Source organism: Prevotella sp. P5-108 (genome assembly GCF_002251385.1).
Lineage (GTDB): Bacteria > Bacteroidota > Bacteroidia > Bacteroidales > Bacteroidaceae > Prevotella.
In genome coordinates this window covers 197,768-215,832 of record NZ_NPJJ01000043.1, presented here as the reverse complement: position 1 = coordinate 215,832, position 18,065 = coordinate 197,768, and the positions used below count along the sequence as shown (strand labels likewise).

Genomic DNA, 18,065 nt, shown 5'->3' with positions numbered 1-18,065 from the left:
CGATCGAATCGGTGCAACCCCTGTTTTGTGCATGCAAAATTACAACATATCGCTCATTTTACAAAACTATTGTCTGACTTTTTTCGTGTCAGATTAAATCAACTGTTGATAGCGATGTCCTGGATGATTTCGCCAAAAGTGGGGTGGATGTGCACAATATCAGCAAGTTGTGCAAGCGTGACATCCTGGTTCATGAGGGCGGCTATCTCCTGTACCATATCGGCTGCATGGGCACCCAGAATGTGGCAACCTATTATGCGGCCCTCGTCATCTGTTACAATTTTGGCCAGACCTTCGGTTGCTTCATCTGCCAGAGCCTTACCGTTGGAGCGATAGAACCCTTTGTGCACTTTGCATGTAATACCCTCCTTCTTGCAGGCATCATCAGTAAGTCCGACGGTAGCGACTTCCGGGTCTGTAAATACCGCGGATGGCATGATGTCAAGACGGATAGAGTCTGCCCGTTGAAGTATGTGGTTAACTGCACGGAACCCCTGGAATGTGGCAGCGTGGGCGAGCAAAGCCTTACCGTTGACGTCGCCGATGGCATAGATACCTGTTACCGATGTCTGCATATTGTTGTCGGTGACGATACCTCTGCGGTCATACTCTATGCCCAATGTCTGCAATTCGTCTTCATCAAGATTGGGTTTGCGACCAGTTGCCACTAACACGGCGTCGGCTTGAAGAGATGCAATGCTCTCTACACTATAACCCATGTTGAATTTGATACCGTCTTTTTCCATCTTCTTGCGGAGGCGCTTAGCGAGGTCCTTGTCTATCATAGGCAGACATTCCTTGAGGAATTCATAGACTTCCACCTCTACACCCATACGATGAAAGATGGCGGCAAACTCCATGCCTATCACGCCTGCTCCTACTACGGCAAGGCGCTTGGGGAGCGACTTTAGTTGTAGCAGTTGGGTAGAAGTCATCACTTCTGGTCTGTCGATGTCGCTGATGGGTGGCATCTTGGCGCTGCTGCCAGTAGCGATGATGATGTTGTCGGCGCTATAGGTCTCTGTTCCTGCCTCTACAGTGCCGGGGGCGGTGATACGGGCATGGGCCTTGACCATTGTGACATGGGGCTGCGACATGAGTATCTCCACTCCCTGACGCAGCTGTGCGCTAACTTCCTCCTTTCGTAGCATGGCCTGCTCAAATGGGGTGCCTTTGAGGGAGTCGTGAACCAGGCATTTGGTGGGTATACATCCCTCGTTAAGGCACGTTCCTCCGGCCTGACGGTCTTCAAAGATGATGACTTCCAGTCCGTGCTGTGCTGCATATTGGGCGGCCCGGTAACCTCCGGGGCCGCTTCCAATGATAATCAGATCAGTCTTTGTCATTGACCAATTGTTTATAGGTGAGTATAGGATGCTTGGCAGCCAGAACGTCGTCAACACGAGAGATTGGCGCATTGTGGGGAGCTGTCTTCACCACATCTGGGTTTTCCTTGGCTTCCTGTGCAATCTGTCGCATCACGTGGATGAAGCTGTCGATAGTCTGTTTGCTCTCATTCTCTGTGGGCTCAATCATCATAGCCTGATGGAAGAGGAGTGGGAAGTAGATAGTGGGAGCGTGGTAGCCATAATCAAGCAGACGCTTGGCCACATCCATCGTGGTAACATCGGTAGATTTGTCCTTGAGTCCGTCGAATACGAATTCGTGCTTGCAGAGTCCCTCAATGGGTAGCTCGTAGACGTCTTTGAGACTTTCCTTGATGTAGTTGGCATTGAGGGTGGCCAAAGGACCAACCATCTTGACATTCTCGTGACCCAAAGTAAGTATATAGGTATAGGCGCGCAGAATCACTCCGAAGTTTCCAAGCCATGCTCCTACATGGTTGTGGCTATCGTTTGTAACAGTGAACTTGTCGCCATGCTTAACCACGTGGGGCGAGGGAAGGTATTGCTCCAGTCCGCTGCGCACACCAACGGGGCCGCTTCCCGGACCACCGCCTCCATGGGGCGTAGAGAATGTCTTGTGGAGATTGATGTGCATAACGTCAAATCCCATATCTCCAGGGCGGCATGCACCGAGCATGGGATTGAGGTTGGCTCCATCATAGTACATCAGTGCACCGCAGTCGTGTACCAGTTTCGCAATCTCAGGTATCTTTGTTTCAAAAAGACCAAGTGTGTTGGGATTGGTCATCATCATTGCAGCAATGTCATCTCCCAATAGTGGCTTGAGGTCTTCCACGTCAACCACGCCTTCGGCAGTACTCTTGACTTCCACAATCTCCAGTCCGCATACAGCTGCTGATGCAGGGTTAGTACCATGGGCTGAGTCGGGCACGATTACCTTCTTGCGCTTGGTATCACCACGTTGCTGGTGATAGTTGCTGATAATCATCAGTCCGGTGAGCTCTCCGTGAGCACCGGCAAAGGGATTCAGAGTGAAGTCAGCCAATCCGGTAAGTTCGGCAAGCGACTGCTGCAGGTTGTATTCTACCTCGAGGGCTCCCTGGCAGCTATCTGTAGACTGGGCGGGATGGAGGTTGGCAAACTGTGGGAGGTTGGCTATTTCCTCATTGATGCAGGGATTGTACTTCATCGTACAACTGCCGAGAGGATAGAAACCATTGTTGACGCCAAAGTTGTTGCCGCTAAGATTTGTGTAGTGTCTTACTACGGTCAGTTCGTCACACTCGGGCAATTCTGCATCGTGCTGACGGCGCTGGCTGTCAGGGAGTGCATGATGGCCGAAGTGGTTGCGGGGCAGGCTGTAGCCTCGGGTGCCGGGGCGTGACAGCTCAAATATGAGGTTTCCGTATAATCTACTGTTCATGACACAAACTAATTAAAAGGTCAACTTCTTCTTTGGTGCGTTTCTCCGTTACGGCCATCATGATGGTATGGTCACCGATTTTGATACCTCCCAAAATGCCATTTGCTTCGAGTCTGTTCAGGAGTTGGTCTACATCTCCCTTGTAATCGATGCAGAACTCATTGAAGAAAGGCTGGTCGAAAGTGGGGGAGAAGCTATCGCTCTTGAGCAGATTGTCGTAGAGATAGTGGGCTGCGTCATAGGAGAGTTGGGCAGCTTCTTTCAGACCTTCCTTGCCCATCAAGCTCATGTAAATGGTCACAAAGAGAGCCATGAGTGACTCGTTGCTGCAAATGTTGCTGGTGGCTTTCTGACGGCGTATGTGTTGCTCGCGAGCCTGCAATGTGAGTACGAAGGCGCGTCGTCCGTCGTGGTCGGTGGTCTTGCCAACGATGCGTCCCGGCATCTTGCGCATCATCTTCTCTGTACAGCACATGTAGCCTACCGAGGGGCCTCCGTAGGTCATTGGAATACCGAGTGACTGTCCGTCGCCTACAGCAATGTCAGCGCCCCATTCTCCTGGGGTCTTGAGGAGGGCCAGGTCGGCTGCAATACTGTTGATGATGAAGAGGGCTTTATGGTCGTGACAGAGGTCTGCCATACCTGTAAAGTCTTCGATGATGCCATATCGGTTGGGCTGCTGTACTACAACTCCTGCCACGGGAGCTTCGTCAACGAGCGAAGCAAGGGCTTGGTGTGAGGTCACTCCGTCTTGAGCGGGAATCGTAACCAGTTCCACTCCGTGGTAATGGGCATAGGTGTCCACTACACTGCGAGTTTTGGGGTCGAGTGTCTCAGATACGAGCACACGGTTAGACTTCTTGCTCGAAGCGTTGGCCATGAGTACAGCTTCCGCTGTAGCAGTGGTGCCGTCATACATTGATGCGTTGGAGATTTCCATTCCGGTGAGTTCGCTCATCATCGATTGGTATTCGAAGATGTAGTGGAGGGTACCTTGTGAAATCTCGGCCTGGTAGGGGGTGTAGCTTGTAAGAAACTCGGAGCGTGCTATCAGTGAAGGAATGGCCGACGGGGTGTAGTGGTCATAGATTCCGGCTCCGGCAAAGCATACAAGCTGCTTGTTGTTCTGTGCCAACTTGCCTATAAACTGGCGTACTTCTACCTCGCTCATTGCGTCGGGCAGTCGGTATTCGCCTTTATAGCGTATTTCGTCGGGCACTTCCGCATAGAGGTCATCCAGCGAGCCCGCGCCTATCTTGGCCAGCATTTCGCGGATGTCTTCCTCTGTCTGTGGAAAATATTTGTATGCCATAACTTGAATGGTTGTGTCAGTGTGATTAAACCTTTTATTTGGTCATTTCAGCGTAGGCCTTGGCGTCCATAAGATTGTCGAGTTCCGATGGGTCGCTGAGCTTTACTTTTATAATCCAGTTGCCGAAGGCATCTTCGTTGATTTTCTCGGGTTGGTCTTCGAGCTCTTCGTTAACTTCTACCACAGTTCCGCTGACGGGGGAGAGCAAATCAGAAGCAGCTTTGACGCTTTCTACAGCACCAAATTCTTCGCCGGCAGTCACTTCGTCGTCAACTTCGGGCATATCTACATATACTACGTTGCCCAATTCGTGCTGAGCATAGTCTGTGATGCCTACGTAGCCGAATTCGCCTTCTACTTTTACATACTCGTGTGACTCTGCATAATAGAGTCCTTCCATTACTGTTGCCATAGTTTTATTCTTTAATAGTGATTATTGATTTTTGTGTTGTTGGGGTGGGGTGGTTATGCCTTGTGGTAGTGCTTCTCGTAGAACTTCTTCTTGACAACCTTACCAGGGAAGGTTTTCTTGCGTATCTGAACTTCTACGGTGTCACCCATCTGGATGCTGCTGTCGACAAGAGCTACGGCGCAACTCTTATCAACGGAAATCAGTCGGTAGCCTGTAGTCACTTCGCCTACTTCCACACCATCTTTGAGCACCTTGTAGCCATGTCGGGGCACGGCGTGTCCCTCGAGTTCTATTCCGCGAAGACGCTTACTTACTCCTTCGGCTTTCTGTTGTGCCAGGGCTTCGCGACCAATGAATTCTTCTTTGTCGAGTTTGCAGAACATGGAAAGGCCGGCCATGACGGGAGAGATGTCCTGACTGAGCTCGTCACCGTAGAGAGGCAGTCCAACCTCGAAGCGCAGTGTGTCGCGACAACCCAGTCCGCAAGGTTTGCACTGGCCACTTTCAATCAGTTTGTCCCATGCCTGACGTATATAGTCGTGGCTTCCATAGATCTCAAATCCGTCTTCGCCAGTATATCCAGTACGTGATACGATAATCTCTTCTCCATCAGCCAGGGTAATGGTCTTGACGGTGTAGAAAACGAGGTCATTGCAGTCGAGGCCCAGAATGTCGAGCATCACCTGTGGCGATTTAGGACCTTGCACGGCCAGCTGGCCATAACGGTCAGAGCAGTGGTCGAGCGTGATGTCAAATCCCTCGGCGTGGCCTTTCATCCATTCCACATCTTTGTCAATGTTGGCAGCATTGATGACGATGAAATAGTCTTGATGTCCCATCTTGTAGACGAGCAGGTCATCTACGGTGCCACCGTTGGGGTAGCACATCATGCCATAGTATATTTTGCTCTGTGGGGCGTCCTTGATGTCGTTGGTGAATATGTGGTTTACATATTTTTCGGCGTCTGGACCGCTTACGCGTACTTCGCCCATGTGTGACACATCGAATACACCGCAGTGTTGTCTTACTGCCTGATGCTCATCGATGATGGAGCTGTACTGTATCGGCATGTCAAAACCGCCGAAGGGAGAGATGAGTGCGCCCAGCGCTACATGTTTGTCATAGAGACACGTTTTCTTGTTTTCCATATCTTGTCTGTTAATGTTATTAGTCTGCAATTCCGATAAACTGAGGGTCAAGGTATTCGAGCTCTATCTCTCTCACCTTTTCGCGGTCATGCTCTGTCAGCGTATAGGTCGTTTGGCAGAGGTGCTGGCGTATCTTTGCGCGTATATCTGCAAAGGGGAGTGGAGTATAGTCTTTAAGCAGGCAGATGCGTTGACGTACACTCTCTACTCCATGACGGTCGAGCTTCTGCCGTGAGGGGGTAATGGCGTGCATCATATGTTCCATATCTGTATCGTAGAGCAGAGTGCCATGGGCGATGATGCTGCCTGGCAGCCGGTAGATGGCATTGCCCGACACCTTGCGGTTGCCAATCATGATGTCGTTGTGGTCGTTGGGATGAGCGTCGATACCTATTTCCTGCAGAGTGTCGGCTACCATTCGCATATATCTGCTGAACGTATCGGTCACATTGGCGTCAGGAGTTATATAGGAGAGCATCACGTTGCTTTGGTCAGCATAGACACATCCACCTCCGCTCTTGCGGCGGTAAGTTTGTATGCTATTCTCGATACAGTATTCTATATTTACCTCGTTCTGAGGAACCTGATTGCGTCCGAATATTACGGAGGGCTCCACTTGCCACATGAAGAAGCAATCGTCTTGATGTAACAAATGGCGTGCTATATATTCTTCCATGGCGAGATAGAAACTCAGCCGGTGGGTCTGTTCGTCGCCTGTTTCAATATAAGTCATTGTCTATATTTCTATATCTTGTTGTCTATATTCTATATCTTGTTTAATCAGTTGCAAATATAGTAATAAAATGCTGAAAAGAAAAAATAAAATGCTGAAAAGAAAAAGGAAAGTCATGAAAAAAATAAATTAAAGCACGCACTTCACTTTATCTTCATAAATTTGTCACAAATACCAAATATAAACCCAAATGTGAATAGATAGAAAAATAATATAATCGGCATTATGTTAAATAAATATTATGACTGCATGTCCTATTCTTTTCTCGAATACTGCGGAATGGGAGAAAATAACAGTGCTTTCATTTAATACATTCTGTTTGTTTCGCTTCAGTTCTGATTTTTGTTGCTTTGGGCGTAGTAATTATTAATGTGTAGTCTTTTTTAGTGGTTAAACTTTTAGTCGTGTTAGTTTAACTTGATGTCAATATATCATTCCATGTTATCAACGCCCCTGGAATTTTTCGATTAATCAATATGGCCCATCTCGAATTAATTTCCTAACTTGGTATTGTGACTATAGCTGTCGTGGAATTAAAGTTTTTTAATACTTCTCTAAAAATTGGGAGCGAATTGTTTGTATTATTCCCTAAAAGTCCCTACTTTTGCACAATAAAATTGGCATGTGCAATTTTGTACGCCTTTAGATTGTTATAGATTATGTCCATATCCAAGACAAGACAGATGCTGGTAGACGTAGCTCGTCAGCTGTTTGCCAAGAAAGGTATAGCTAACACCACTATGAACGACATTGCAGTCGCTTCAGGCAAAGGTCGCCGAACCCTCTATACATACTTTAATCGTAAAGAGGAAATCTTTTCTGCTGTCATTGAGTCTGAATTGGAGCGTTTGTCTGAAAAACTTGATGAAGTGGCAAACAAGAAGATTCCCCCACAGGAAAAAATCATCGAACTTATATATACACATCTCAGCATGATACGCGAAACGGTTGTACGCAATGGAAATCTGCGTGCAGAATTCTTCCGTAATATATGGATGGTCGAAAAAGTTAGAAAGAATTTTGACGAATACGAGATTGAGCTCTTCCGTAAGGTTTATTCTGATGGTAAGGCTGACGGAGAGTTTGATATAGACAACGTGGATCTGGTCGCAGACATCACGCACTATTGTATCAAAGGACTCGAAGTGCCTTTCATATACGGACGATTAGGCCACGGTCTCAACGTGGAAACAAGCAAGCCGCAGGTGGCAAAGGTGGTATATGGAGCCTTGGGTAAAAGTCGTGAATTCATGGATAAGCGATAGATTATAGGAACATTATAAAATTTACTTTAATATTAGATTAACATGGGATTATTAACAGGTAAAACTGCTCTTATCACAGGAGCAGCACGCGGCATCGGAAAAGCTGTCGCAATGAAATTTGCCACAGAAGGCGCAAACATCGCATTTACCGACCTCGTGCTCAACGACGATATGGCCGCTGGACTCGAAGCAACACGTAAGGAAATCGAAGCTCTGGGCGTAACATGTCGTGCATATGCTGGCAATGCCGCTGATTTCGAGGAGACAGAAAAAGTAGTAAAGCAGATTCATGCTGATTTCGGCAGCATCGACGTATTGGTCAACAATGCTGGTATCACTAAGGATGGACTGATGCTCCGTATGTCGGAAGCTCAGTGGGATGCAGTACTCAATGTAAACCTAAAGTCTGCATTCAACTTCATCCATGCTTGTGCCCCCATTATGTTGCGTCAGCGTGGTGGTTCAATCATCAACATGTCTTCTGTAGTTGGAGTTCATGGTAATGCTGGCCAGTGTAACTACTCTGCCTCAAAGGCGGGTATGATTGGATTGGCAAAGTCAATTGCACAGGAACTTGGACCTAAGGGCGTTCGTGCAAATGCAGTAGCACCAGGTTTCATTGAGACACCTATGACAGCTCAGCTTTCTGAGGATATCCGCAAAGACTGGATGAAGAAGATTCCTCTGCGTCGTGGCGGACAGACCAACGACATTGCTAATGTATGTCTGTTCCTCGCTTCAGACATGTCATCATACGTAAGTGGCCAGGTAATACAGGTTGACGGCGGCATGAATATGTAATGGAAGTAGTATACGAAGACAATCATATCATTATCGTCAACAAGCAGAGTGGCGAGATCGTTCAGGGAGATAAAACCGGCGATCGCCCTCTCTCGGAGACGGTGAAAGAATATATTAAGGTGAAGTACCACAAACCGGGGAACGTATTCCTCGGTGTGGTGCATCGCTTAGATAGACCTGTAAGTGGGTTAGTTGTCTTTGCTAAAACATCTAAGGCTCTTGCACGTCTCAATGAAATGTTCCGCAAGGGAGACGTACACAAAACCTATTGGGCAATAGTGAAAAACACACCAATACAGAGTGAAGCCGAACTGAATAATTGGATAGTGCGTAACGAGAAACAAAATAAAAGCTACGCCTATGATCACGAAGTAAAGAACTCTAAGAATGCCTGTTTGCGGTATTCCGTGCTGGCAAGAACAGACAGATACACCTTGCTTGAAGTGCATCTTATGACTGGAAGGCATCACCAGATAAGATGTCAGCTGAGCCATATGGGCTGCCCTATCAAGGGCGACCTGAAATATGGTTTTCCGCGATCTAACCCTGATGGCAGCATTTCCCTCATGGCCAAGCGTATTGAGTTTGTTCATCCGGTATCTAAAGATACAATACAGGTGGAAGCCCCTACCCCATCTGATGCTTTGTGGAAGGCATTGGCCGAAAGCATTTGATCAAGAATGTCGTTATAGGCTAACGCTTTAGCCGTTTGTACTGTTCCAACAGAGCTGCACGTGGTACACCGTGGACTACCATCCAATCAAGATCGGCTTTGGCAGCATCTAATTTACCCAAGCGGATATACAAATCTATACGATTCAGACGGTAATCAGTGTTGCCCGGAGATTTCTTCAATGCCATCGTGTAATCGTCTAATGCTAAATCATACATTCCTCGCTCAATTTCCATACCGCCTCGGGCAGCATACGCAAGTGCACTGTCGGGATATTGGCTAACAAGGCGATTAATTTGGTCAAGGGCCAGCGTGTATCTTTTGTCCTTTTGATTGAGAAGGGCTAAGCCGAGTTGCGCTTCAAAGTTTCCGGGTACAAGTAGAAGTAGGTTTTCATAGTCCATACGGGCAAAGTTGTAACGTCTCAACTGCTCGTTGACATATGCCCGGTAGTACAGGCCTGCGATATTGGTGGGTTGGAGCGCCAACACCTTATCATAAGCATTTTTGGCATAATTCCACTCACCCAACTCGATATTCCAGGCAGCTTTCTTGAGCAGCAAGTCTATCGAATCGGGATGGAATGCAAGTTCGTTGACGGCAATCTTCAAACTGTCTCGCAGCGGATTGGTCTTTTGTGCATAACCCATGTCGCAGATTATACAAAGGGCAGCCGCCAACAATAGTTTTGATACTTTCATAATTAAAGTTTTATATCTTAGAATGGCATGTCTGGCGGTGGAAACGAAGTGTCATCACTCAACGGGTCATTCATGCGACTGCCGATAATTTCCCCGTTGGGACCTTGAGGTTCAGGACCATTCTCGTTTTCTGGGTTTTGAAAGCGTGTAAACTCGCCCTTGAAGGTAAGAAGCACATCACCAGTTGCTCCTTTACGGTGTTTGGCAATGATAATCTGCGCCATTCCATGCAGGTCGCGTCCCTTGTCATCCTGGAAGATATGATAATATTCAGGACGATGTACAAACATTACCATATCCGCATCCTGCTCAATGGCTCCCGATTCACGCAAGTCGCTAAGTTGTGGACGCTTTCCCTCGACTCCTTCACGACCTTCTACAGTACGGTTGAGCTGAGAGAGAGCCAAAATGGGAATGTCCAATTCTTTAGCCAGACCCTTGAGTGACTGCGATATTTTGGCAACCTCCTCTTGACGGCTACCGAAACGCATACCATTTGCGTTCATCAACTGTAGGTAGTCAATCATTATAATCTTCACCCCTTTTTCGCGTACCAATCGCCGAGCTTTGGTTCTTAATTCAAAGATAGACAATCCGGGTGTGTCATCGATATAGATAGGTGAACCCTGGAGTTTTCGTATGTCCTTGTCAAGACGCTCCCACTCGTCATGGGACAATTGACCGTTAAGCATTTTGCTGCCCGAAATGGAGCAAACGTTGGAAATAAGGCGGTTGACAAGCTGGACATTGCTCATTTCAAGTGAGAAGAAAGCAATGGGGAATTTATAGTCTACAGCAATGTTTTTGGCAAGTGACAGAGCGAAAGAAGTTTTACCCATTGCAGGACGTCCGGCTATGATGACAAGGTCTGATTTCTGCCAGCCACTGGTCTTCTCATCAAGTTTGGTATAGCCTGTTGGTACTCCAGTAAGACCTCCTGTGGTTTCGGCGGCCTTCTGAAGCATTTCGATAGCCTTATTGATAACCGGATCAACCTGTACATAGTCCTTCTTCATGTTATTCTGCGACAACTCAAACAGGCTTCCCTCTGCCTCCTGCATCAGTTCGTTGACATCAATGGACTCGTCAAAGGCTTTGGTCTCAATGTTGCCTGCATAAGAAATAAGTTGGCGTGCCAAGAACTTTTGCGCCAGGATATGTGCATGGTATTCAATATGAGCAGACGAAGCCACGTCATGGCTTAACTGGAGTACATACGAGGGACCTCCGATGTCATCAAGAGTGCCTTCGCGTTTTAATTCTTCTATAACTGTAGAGATATCAACAGGATGCTCATCCACATTAAGCGTTTGGATAGCTTGATATATTTTTTGGTTGCGTGGTTCATAAAACGTCTGAGGTTTTAAAAACTCAGAAACTACTGAAAATGCATCTTTGTCTATCATCAAGGCGCCCAATACCAACCTTTCCACATCCAGGGCTTGGGGCTGCAAGTGACCATACGAGGTATCAATTGTTGTCGAAGACGCTTTGCGGCGAGTAGAATTATTATTATCTGCCATAATCAAAAATTTGGGATTGCAAATGTACGAAAAGAATTTGAGCTGACATAACAAGATGTTTCTTTTTAGATAGATTTAACGCTATCGCCATCTATCCTCCCGACCGATATCCTTACTCTGGTTGTTCTTGTAACGCATATGGAAAATCTCCCGAATGTTATGGGCAAAAAAAAGATTGATTGTCTCACGACAACCAATCCTTCTAAACCTTAATAATCTAATACCATGAAAAACACACTGCAAATTTAATAATTATCATATATTTATGCAAGTATTTTTGCGCAAATTTTGTTCTGTTATAACATCTTTTAACCATAATGTGGCCATTGTGGTGATATTATTCACAAATTTTACGCTTTCAGCTGTTGCCTGTGCGCTTTTTAACATGAGATTTATGATTTATTTCTTTATTTTATGAAAGGCACCGAAGCGAAGTTCGGTCATCCAGCGACCTTCTCTACGCTGCGTATAAATAGTAAACAGGAAGCCGATACCCTCTGGAGATGCGCCGCCTTTATAGAATTTGTTTCCATTTTCCTCGTAGTCGGTGCTGATGCCGTAACCATACTTCTGGGCCATTACTCTGGCTATAGAGTCACGCTGTACAACAGCATGATGTCTTGCGTGGCGGGCAATGAAGAAGCGGGCCTGATTGAAATGATGGTCATCGCTCTTGTTTTCAAAACCGATAATAATCTTGTTGAACCTGAAGCCACGATAGTCTTTATTCAGAAAGACGATGGCTTCATCATTAACAATGTCGGGTTGGCCCCACATTGTAATAAAGTGTTCAGTTGCTTCCTTTTTAGAAGTTCCAAAATCTATAGTGACGAAACCTTCTCCTAATGCTTCTGTCAATGGCAGAACGCAAAAGATAAAGGACAAAAGAAACTTGATTATCTTCACTCTTATTTGTATATATATAATAATGTATTAAATATAAAGAGGTGGAGAATGTTATCTCCACCTCTTTTATAATTAAGAATAATGAATTATTCCTCTACAGCAGCTTGGGCCGCAGCAAGACGGGCTATTGGCACGCGGAAAGGTGAACAGCTGGCGTAGTTGAGGCCAATCTTGGCACAGAACTTAACTGAGCTGGGTTCGCCTCCGTGCTCACCGCAGATACCGGTAAGCAGGTTTGGACGTACGGCACGACCCTTTTCTACAGCCATCTTAACCAACTGACCAACACCAGCCTGGTCGAGAACCTGGAAAGGATCGACCTTCAGAATCTTCTTCTCAAGATATACGGGCAAGAAGCTGGCGATGTCATCGCGGCTGTAACCGAAGGTCATCTGAGTAAGGTCGTTAGTACCGAAGCTGAAATACTCAGCCTCCTCAGCAATGCGGTCTGCTATAAGGGCGGCACGAGGAATCTCAATCATTGTACCGATTTCAAAATCAATCTTCTCACCATACTCCTCGAATACTTCGGCAGCGGCTTTGAGGATAACACCCTTCTGCTGCTTAAACTCGTTGAGTGTACCGATAAGAGGTACCATAATCTCTGGCATAGGATTCTTGCCTTCCTTCTTCAGTTCGCAAGCGGCAGAGAGGATGGCACGAGTCTGCATGGCAGTAATCTCTGGGAATGTGATTCCCAGACGGCAACCACGGTGACCAAGCATAGGATTGTTTTCTGCGAGGCTCTCAACGCGACGCTTGATAGCAGAAACATCCACGCCCATTTGTTTTGCCATAACTTCCTGACCAGCACGATCGTGGGGAACGAACTCGTGGAGAGGTGGGTCAAGCAGACGTATGTTGACGGGGCAACCATCCATAGCCTCAAGGATACCCTTGAAGTCTGCCTTCTGATAAGGCAACAGCTTGTCAAGAGCGTTCTTGCGTCCCTCGGCACTGTCAGCCAAAATCATTTCACGCATTGCAACAATCTTCTTGTCTTCGAAGAACATGTGCTCAGTACGTGTAAGACCGATACCCTTGGCACCGAATGTGCGGGCTACGGCTGCGTCATGAGGAGTGTCTGCGTTGGTGCGAACCTGCAACTTGGTATACTTGTCGCAGAGGTCCATCAGCTCCTTGAAGTCTCCGCTGAGCTCAGCAGCCTTGGTGGGAACTTCGCCTGCATAAACCTGACCGGTTGAACCATTGAGAGAGATATAATCACCCTCCTTGTAAACGACTCCGTCGATTTCTACAGTTCTTGTCTTATAATCTACATTGATGCTACCTGCACCAGATACACAGCACTTACCCATACCACGGGCAACTACGGCAGCATGAGAGGTCATACCTCCACGAGCGGTAAGAATACCCTCGGCAGATGCCATACCAGCCAAGTCTTCTGGGCTTGTCTCGATACGAACCATAATTACGCGATGGCCGTCGGCGTGCCACTTCTGTGCATCGTCAGCATGGAATACAATCTGGCCACATGCGGCACCGGGAGAAGCGGGCAGGCCCTGGGTGATAACCTTAGCCTTCTGAAGCTCAAGTTTGTCGAATACGGGGTGAAGCAGTTCGTCCAGCTTCTGAGGCTCGCAGCGCATGATGGCTGTCTTCTCGTCAATCATACCCTCGTGCAGCAGGTCGATGGCAATCTTAACCATTGCGGTACCGGTACGCTTGCCGTTACGGGTCTGAAGGAACCACAGCTTGCCCTCCTGAACAGTGAACTCCATATCCTGCATATCGCGATAGTGGTGCTCAAGCATATCCTGGAGTTCATTCAGCTGGTTGTAAATCTCAGGCATAGCCTCTTCCATAGAAGGATATTTGCTGACGCGCTCCTCTTCGCTGATACCTGCACGCTCAGCCCAGCGCTGAGAGCCAATCTTGGTAATCTGCTGAGGAGTACGGATTCCTGCAACAACGTCCTCGCCCTGTGCGTTTACGAGATACTCACCATTGAAGAGATTCTCACCGTTTCCGGCATCGCGGCTGAAGCAAACACCAGTAGCACTGGTTTCACCCATATTACCGAATACCATGGCCATAACGCTAACAGCGGTACCCCACTCGTCTGGAATTCCTTCCATCTTGCGGTACAGGATAGCACGCTCGTTCATCCAGCTGCGGAATACTGCGCAGATGGCACCCCAAAGCTGCTCGATAGGATCATCGGGGAAATCTTTGCCAGTACGTTCCTTGATGGCGGTCTTGAACAGTTCAACCAGTTTCTTCAGTTCCTCTACAGACAAGTCCTTGTCGAGCTTGATACCACGTTCAGCCTTTACGCTTTCAATAATTTCCTCGAATGGGTCGATGTCTTCCTTGTTTACGGGCTTCATCTCGAGAACTACGTCACCATACATCTGTACGAAGCGACGATATGAGTCATATACGAAATGAGGGTTGTTGGTCTTGCGAACCAAACCTTCTGCTACCTCGTCATTAAGACCCAGGTTGAGGATGGTGTCCATCATACCAGGCATAGATGCGCGGGCGCCAGAACGTACACTTACCAACAAAGGATTCTGGACGTCACCAAATTTGGAGTTCATCAGCTTTTCGATGTGCTTGACAGCAGCTGTTACTTCATCGTTCAGGATTTCCTTGATTTTCTCCTGGCCCACCTCGTAATATTCATTACAGCAACCAGTGGTAATTGTGAAACCGGGAGGAACTGGAACTCCGATAAGGTTCATCTCGGCAAGGTTAGCACCCTTGCCGCCGAGTTCCTCTCTCATTTTTGCGTTACCTTCGGCTTTACCATTGCCAAAAGTATAGACTCTTTTCTCACTCATATTATCAAATTTATTCAAAAATTATTTAGTTTTTCTATTATTGCAAAGTTACTTCATTTTTAGAATATCTCCAAGTAAATTATTGAAAAATTGACATGTGGAGTTTACATTTTATGTTTTTTGGTTTGGGCAGCATATTTTCTGCAAAAATTATTTACAAATACCTAATTTATTTGTAACTTTGCCCTTAAAAAGAATTATGACCCGTAAGCGTAAACCCTTACCCATATTGGAAAACGTGACCATCGAAGCTGTGGCAGCCGAAGGCAAGTGTGTTGCCCATGTCAATGAGATGGCCGTATTCGTACCCTTTGTAGTACCTGGCGACATTGTTGATTTGCAGGTAAAAAAGAAGAAACACAAATATTGCGAAGCCGAGGCTGTCAGATTTATTAAATACAGTGCATTGCGCACCCAGCCCATGTGCGACCATTTCGGCATTTGCGGAGGTTGTAAGTGGCAGAATCTTTTGTATTCGGAGCAGCTAAAAGCCAAGCAACAGCAGGTCTATGACCAACTCTCGCGTATCGGGAAAGTTGAATTGCCCGAGTTTATGACCATTCTGGGTTCAGAAAAAACATGCGAATATCGCAATAAACTTGAATTTGGCTGCGCTAACAAGCGTTGGTACACCAAAGAGGAGGTAGCTGCATTGCCTCCAAGGACCGAAGATGGCCCAAGCAACTTGAGCGAACCGGCAATTGGATTTCATATTACTGGCGCTTTTGATAAGATTTATCCCATCTCCAAGTGTCATCTGATGGATGACTTGCACAATCAGATACGCAATGAGATACGCGATTTCACGCTTGCCCATGGTTATACCTATTATGATATACGTAATCAGGTAGGATTGCTGCGCGACATGGTTTTCCGCAACTCCAATACCGGCGAATGGATGCTTATTCTGCAGTTCCATTACGATGAGGAGGGCGACGAGCAGAAAGCCCTCTTACTGCTCAATCATATTGCAGACAAGTTCCCTCAACTTACATCCATATTCTATGTAGACAACCAGAAAGGCAACGATACGTTCAACGATTTGGAACTGACGCTGTTCAAGGGAAAGGACTTCATTTATGAAGCCATGGAAGACCTCAAGTTCAAGGTAGGCCCCAAGAGTTTCTATCAGACCAATACCGATCAGGCTTATCACCTCTACTGTGTAGCCCGTGACTTTGCCCAATTGTCTGGTAACGAGCTCGTTTACGACTTGTACACGGGAACGGGAACCATTGCCAACTTCGTAGCCAGACGTGCCCGCAAGGTGGTCGGCATCGAGTATGTTCCCGAGGCGATTGCCGATGCAAAGGTCAATAGCAAAATCAACAATATCGACAATACATTGTTCTATGCCGGTGACATGAAGGACATCCTTACCGATGACTTCGTCAAGGAGCATGGACGTCCAGATGTGATTATCACCGACCCCCCACGCGCAGGAATGCATCCTGATGTGGTAAATGTGATCCTTAACGCGTCGCCCGAACGCATTGTATATGTGAGCTGTAACCCTGCAACGCAGGCAAGGGACTTGGCGTTGATGGATGCCGAATACAAAGTGGCCAAAGTTCAGCCTGTAGACATGTTTCCTCATACGCCTCATGTGGAGAATGTTGTTCTGCTGGTCAAGCGCACTTCTGAGAATAATAACTAAAATACTTAATATAAAATGAAGAAATCAATAATGCTGGCTATGGCTTTGATGACCGCCTTTGCCAGCTATGCGCAGAACAAACCTGCTTCTTGGATTAACAATGTAAAGCTATCGGGTTATGGCATCGTACAATACCAAAGTAGCAGCAAAGTTAATGACAAGTCCAACTCTTTCAACTTGAGATTGGCACGTGTAAGCCTCGATGGCCGTATACTTGATGACTTTTATTGGAAAGCCCAAATTCAGTTTAATGGCAACACCACGGATCTTGGCAATTCTCCCCGTGTCGTTGACCTTTTTGCGGAGTGGCAGAAATATGGTTACTTCAAGATAAAAGCAGGACAGTTCAAGCGTCCATTCTCTTTTGAGAATCCCATGCACCCAGTAGATCAAGGGTTCATGAGCTACAGCCAGATTACCTCCTCCATCGCAGGTTTCAATGACCGTGCTGGTGCCCACGCCAGCAACGGCCGCGATATCGGTGTCCAGTTGCAGGGCGATTTCCTGCCCAATGCCAACGGCCGCAACCTGCTTCATTACCAGGTAGGTGTATTCAATGGACAGGGCATCAACGTTAAAGATGTAGACCAGCGCAAAGACATTATCGGTGGAGTTTGGGTTATGCCTGTTGCTGGTATGAGAATCGGTGCTTTTGGTTGGACTGGCTCTTATGCACGTAAACGCACAGTTGATACTGACCACGGTAAAGTCACAGAGATTTTGAGTCTGCCCCAACGCAGATATGCCTTTTCTGCAGAATATGTAACCAACGACTGGACATTCCGCTCTGAGTATGCCCATAGTACAGGCTTGGCTTTCAAGACACGCTATCAGAAGCCGGAGAATGCTACCGACTTCGAGCTTAGCAAGAACGGTGACAAGGCGCAAGGTGTCTATGCTCTGGTTATTGCCCCAATCATCAAGAAGAAGATGCACGCCAAAGCCCGTTATGATATGTATCAGCCCTCAGGCGATGCCTCCAAGCAGAAGACATTCTATGAGGTGGGCCTGGACTATGAGTTCTGCCGCAATCTCAAGTTGAGTGGAGAATATGCGTTTGTCAATGACCGCAGTCTGACCAAACATAATTATAATATGGTAGATGTAGAACTGGCTTTCCGTTTCTAAAGCCATCATTCCTACCATCCCGACCAGGAGGAAAGCATCGTTTGTTTTCCTCCTGTTTGTTTTCTTTCACCACTACCCTATTCTTCCTCTCGTTGTTCCTTGTGTCGAGGCTCACGCCCGGTTGGTTCATTTAGTCTGGCACCATGCCATACCAGTCGTTTCATGTCGACATGTGACAGGTAGTCTATCTGGGGCAAATTGCGAGGCAT

15 protein-coding genes are annotated in these 18,065 nt (G+C 47.0%); 5 read left to right on the top strand and 10 right to left on the bottom strand.

Going from position 1 to position 18,065, the window contains the following annotated elements; genetic code table 11:
• Positions 1 to 98: 98 nt before the first annotated feature.
• From CIK95_RS09070 to CIK95_RS09045, 6 genes are read right to left on the bottom strand one after another with little or no spacing between them, the layout of a single operon-like run.
• Complete coding sequence (locus CIK95_RS09070) at positions 99 to 1,346, bottom strand: NAD(P)/FAD-dependent oxidoreductase (protein WP_094466837.1); 1,248 nt, start codon at positions 1,344 to 1,346, stop codon at positions 99 to 101.
• Positions 1,333 to 2,790, bottom strand: a complete 1,458-nt coding sequence (gene gcvPB, locus CIK95_RS09065) for an aminomethyl-transferring glycine dehydrogenase subunit GcvPB (protein WP_022311423.1) — start codon at positions 2,788 to 2,790, stop codon at positions 1,333 to 1,335. The genes CIK95_RS09070 and gcvPB overlap by 14 nt, the downstream gene beginning before the upstream one ends.
• Entirely contained in the window at positions 2,780 to 4,102 is a 1,323-nt protein-coding gene (gcvPA, locus tag CIK95_RS09060; protein ID WP_094421320.1) for an aminomethyl-transferring glycine dehydrogenase subunit GcvPA, read from the bottom strand. The genes gcvPB and gcvPA overlap by 11 nt, the downstream gene beginning before the upstream one ends.
• A 34-nt stretch (positions 4,103 to 4,136) precedes the next feature.
• The gene (gene gcvH, locus CIK95_RS09055; RefSeq protein WP_022311421.1) at positions 4,137 to 4,514 is read right to left on the bottom strand and encodes a glycine cleavage system protein GcvH; all 378 of its coding nucleotides are present in this window, start codon (positions 4,512 to 4,514) and stop codon (positions 4,137 to 4,139) included.
• Between the two features lie 53 nt (positions 4,515 to 4,567).
• Positions 4,568 to 5,662 (bottom strand): glycine cleavage system aminomethyltransferase GcvT, encoded by a 1,095-nt coding sequence (gcvT, locus tag CIK95_RS09050; protein ID WP_094466836.1) that lies wholly within the window; start codon positions 5,660 to 5,662, stop codon positions 4,568 to 4,570.
• Positions 5,663 to 5,681: 19 nt separating this feature from the next.
• Positions 5,682 to 6,395 carry a lipoate--protein ligase family protein gene (locus tag CIK95_RS09045; protein ID WP_094466835.1) on the bottom strand — a complete coding sequence of 238 codons (714 nt, stop codon included), beginning with the start codon at positions 6,393 to 6,395 and terminating at the stop codon, positions 5,682 to 5,684.
• 659 nt (positions 6,396 to 7,054) lie between these two features.
• Here CIK95_RS09045 and CIK95_RS09040 point away from each other — a divergent pair.
• From CIK95_RS09040 to CIK95_RS09030, 3 genes are read left to right on the top strand one after another with little or no spacing between them, the layout of a single operon-like run.
• Positions 7,055 to 7,660, top strand: coding sequence for a TetR/AcrR family transcriptional regulator (locus CIK95_RS09040; protein WP_094386897.1), 606 nt, complete (start codon positions 7,055 to 7,057; stop codon positions 7,658 to 7,660).
• Positions 7,661 to 7,702: 42 nt separating this feature from the next.
• The gene (fabG, locus tag CIK95_RS09035; RefSeq protein WP_022311417.1) at positions 7,703 to 8,461 is read left to right on the top strand and encodes a 3-oxoacyl-[acyl-carrier-protein] reductase; all 759 of its coding nucleotides are present in this window, start codon (positions 7,703 to 7,705) and stop codon (positions 8,459 to 8,461) included.
• Positions 8,461 to 9,135 carry an RluA family pseudouridine synthase gene (locus CIK95_RS09030; protein WP_094386898.1) on the top strand — a complete coding sequence of 225 codons (675 nt, stop codon included), beginning with the start codon at positions 8,461 to 8,463 and terminating at the stop codon, positions 9,133 to 9,135. Before fabG ends, CIK95_RS09030 begins: the two co-directional genes overlap by 1 nt.
• A 19-nt stretch (positions 9,136 to 9,154) precedes the next feature.
• Here the strand turns inward: CIK95_RS09030 and CIK95_RS09025 are convergent, their stop codons facing one another.
• From CIK95_RS09025 to ppdK, 4 genes are all read right to left on the bottom strand, one after another.
• Positions 9,155 to 9,835 carry a tetratricopeptide repeat protein gene (locus CIK95_RS09025; RefSeq protein ID WP_094466834.1) on the bottom strand — a complete coding sequence of 227 codons (681 nt, stop codon included), beginning with the start codon at positions 9,833 to 9,835 and terminating at the stop codon, positions 9,155 to 9,157.
• Positions 9,836 to 9,852: 17 nt separating this feature from the next.
• Positions 9,853 to 11,358 carry a replicative DNA helicase gene (dnaB, locus tag CIK95_RS09020; RefSeq protein WP_022311414.1) on the bottom strand — a complete coding sequence of 502 codons (1,506 nt, stop codon included), beginning with the start codon at positions 11,356 to 11,358 and terminating at the stop codon, positions 9,853 to 9,855.
• Between the two features lie 399 nt (positions 11,359 to 11,757).
• Positions 11,758 to 12,264, bottom strand: coding sequence for a hypothetical protein (locus tag CIK95_RS09015; protein WP_144007792.1), 507 nt, complete (start codon positions 12,262 to 12,264; stop codon positions 11,758 to 11,760).
• Between the two features lie 86 nt (positions 12,265 to 12,350).
• A complete protein-coding gene (gene ppdK, locus CIK95_RS09010; RefSeq protein WP_094466870.1) occupies positions 12,351 to 15,071 on the bottom strand; it encodes a pyruvate, phosphate dikinase in 2,721 nt (906 codons plus the stop codon).
• A 199-nt stretch (positions 15,072 to 15,270) separates the two neighbouring features.
• Here ppdK and rlmD point away from each other — a divergent pair, with 199 nt between their 5' ends.
• Both rlmD and CIK95_RS09000 read left to right on the top strand, forming a co-directional pair.
• Positions 15,271 to 16,728: a 23S rRNA (uracil(1939)-C(5))-methyltransferase RlmD gene (gene rlmD / locus CIK95_RS09005; RefSeq protein ID WP_094466832.1), complete on the top strand. Its 1,458-nt coding sequence runs from the start codon at positions 15,271 to 15,273 to the stop codon at positions 16,726 to 16,728.
• Between the two features lie 15 nt (positions 16,729 to 16,743).
• On the top strand, positions 16,744 to 17,856 hold the full coding sequence (locus CIK95_RS09000; RefSeq protein ID WP_094386903.1) for a porin: 1,113 nt from the start codon (positions 16,744 to 16,746) through the stop codon (positions 17,854 to 17,856).
• Positions 17,857 to 18,065 lie beyond the last annotated feature (209 nt).

What these genes read in the sequence shown, in the direction of transcription:
- CIK95_RS09070 (WP_094466837.1), bottom strand. Translation starts at nt 1,346, where the DNA reads ATGACAAAGACTGATCTGATTATCATTGGAAGCGGCCCCGGAGGTTAC.
- gcvPB (WP_022311423.1), bottom strand. Translation starts at nt 2,790, where the DNA reads ATGAACAGTAGATTATACGGAAACCTCATATTTGAGCTGTCACGCCCC.
- gcvPA (WP_094421320.1), bottom strand. Translation starts at nt 4,102, where the DNA reads ATGGCATACAAATATTTTCCACAGACAGAGGAAGACATCCGCGAAATG.
- gcvH (WP_022311421.1), bottom strand. Translation starts at nt 4,514, where the DNA reads ATGGCAACAGTAATGGAAGGACTCTATTATGCAGAGTCACACGAGTAT.
- gcvT (WP_094466836.1), bottom strand. Translation starts at nt 5,662, where the DNA reads ATGGAAAACAAGAAAACGTGTCTCTATGACAAACATGTAGCGCTGGGC.
- CIK95_RS09045 (WP_094466835.1), bottom strand. Translation starts at nt 6,395, where the DNA reads ATGACTTATATTGAAACAGGCGACGAACAGACCCACCGGCTGAGTTTC.
- CIK95_RS09040 (WP_094386897.1), top strand. Translation starts at nt 7,055, where the DNA reads ATGTCCATATCCAAGACAAGACAGATGCTGGTAGACGTAGCTCGTCAG.
- fabG (WP_022311417.1), top strand. Translation starts at nt 7,703, where the DNA reads ATGGGATTATTAACAGGTAAAACTGCTCTTATCACAGGAGCAGCACGC.
- CIK95_RS09030 (WP_094386898.1), top strand. Translation starts at nt 8,461, where the DNA reads ATGGAAGTAGTATACGAAGACAATCATATCATTATCGTCAACAAGCAG.
- CIK95_RS09025 (WP_094466834.1), bottom strand. Translation starts at nt 9,835, where the DNA reads ATGAAAGTATCAAAACTATTGTTGGCGGCTGCCCTTTGTATAATCTGC.
- dnaB (WP_022311414.1), bottom strand. Translation starts at nt 11,358, where the DNA reads ATGGCAGATAATAATAATTCTACTCGCCGCAAAGCGTCTTCGACAACA.
- ppdK (WP_094466870.1), bottom strand. Translation starts at nt 15,071, where the DNA reads ATGAGTGAGAAAAGAGTCTATACTTTTGGCAATGGTAAAGCCGAAGGT.
- rlmD (WP_094466832.1), top strand. Translation starts at nt 15,271, where the DNA reads ATGACCCGTAAGCGTAAACCCTTACCCATATTGGAAAACGTGACCATC.
- CIK95_RS09000 (WP_094386903.1), top strand. Translation starts at nt 16,744, where the DNA reads ATGAAGAAATCAATAATGCTGGCTATGGCTTTGATGACCGCCTTTGCC.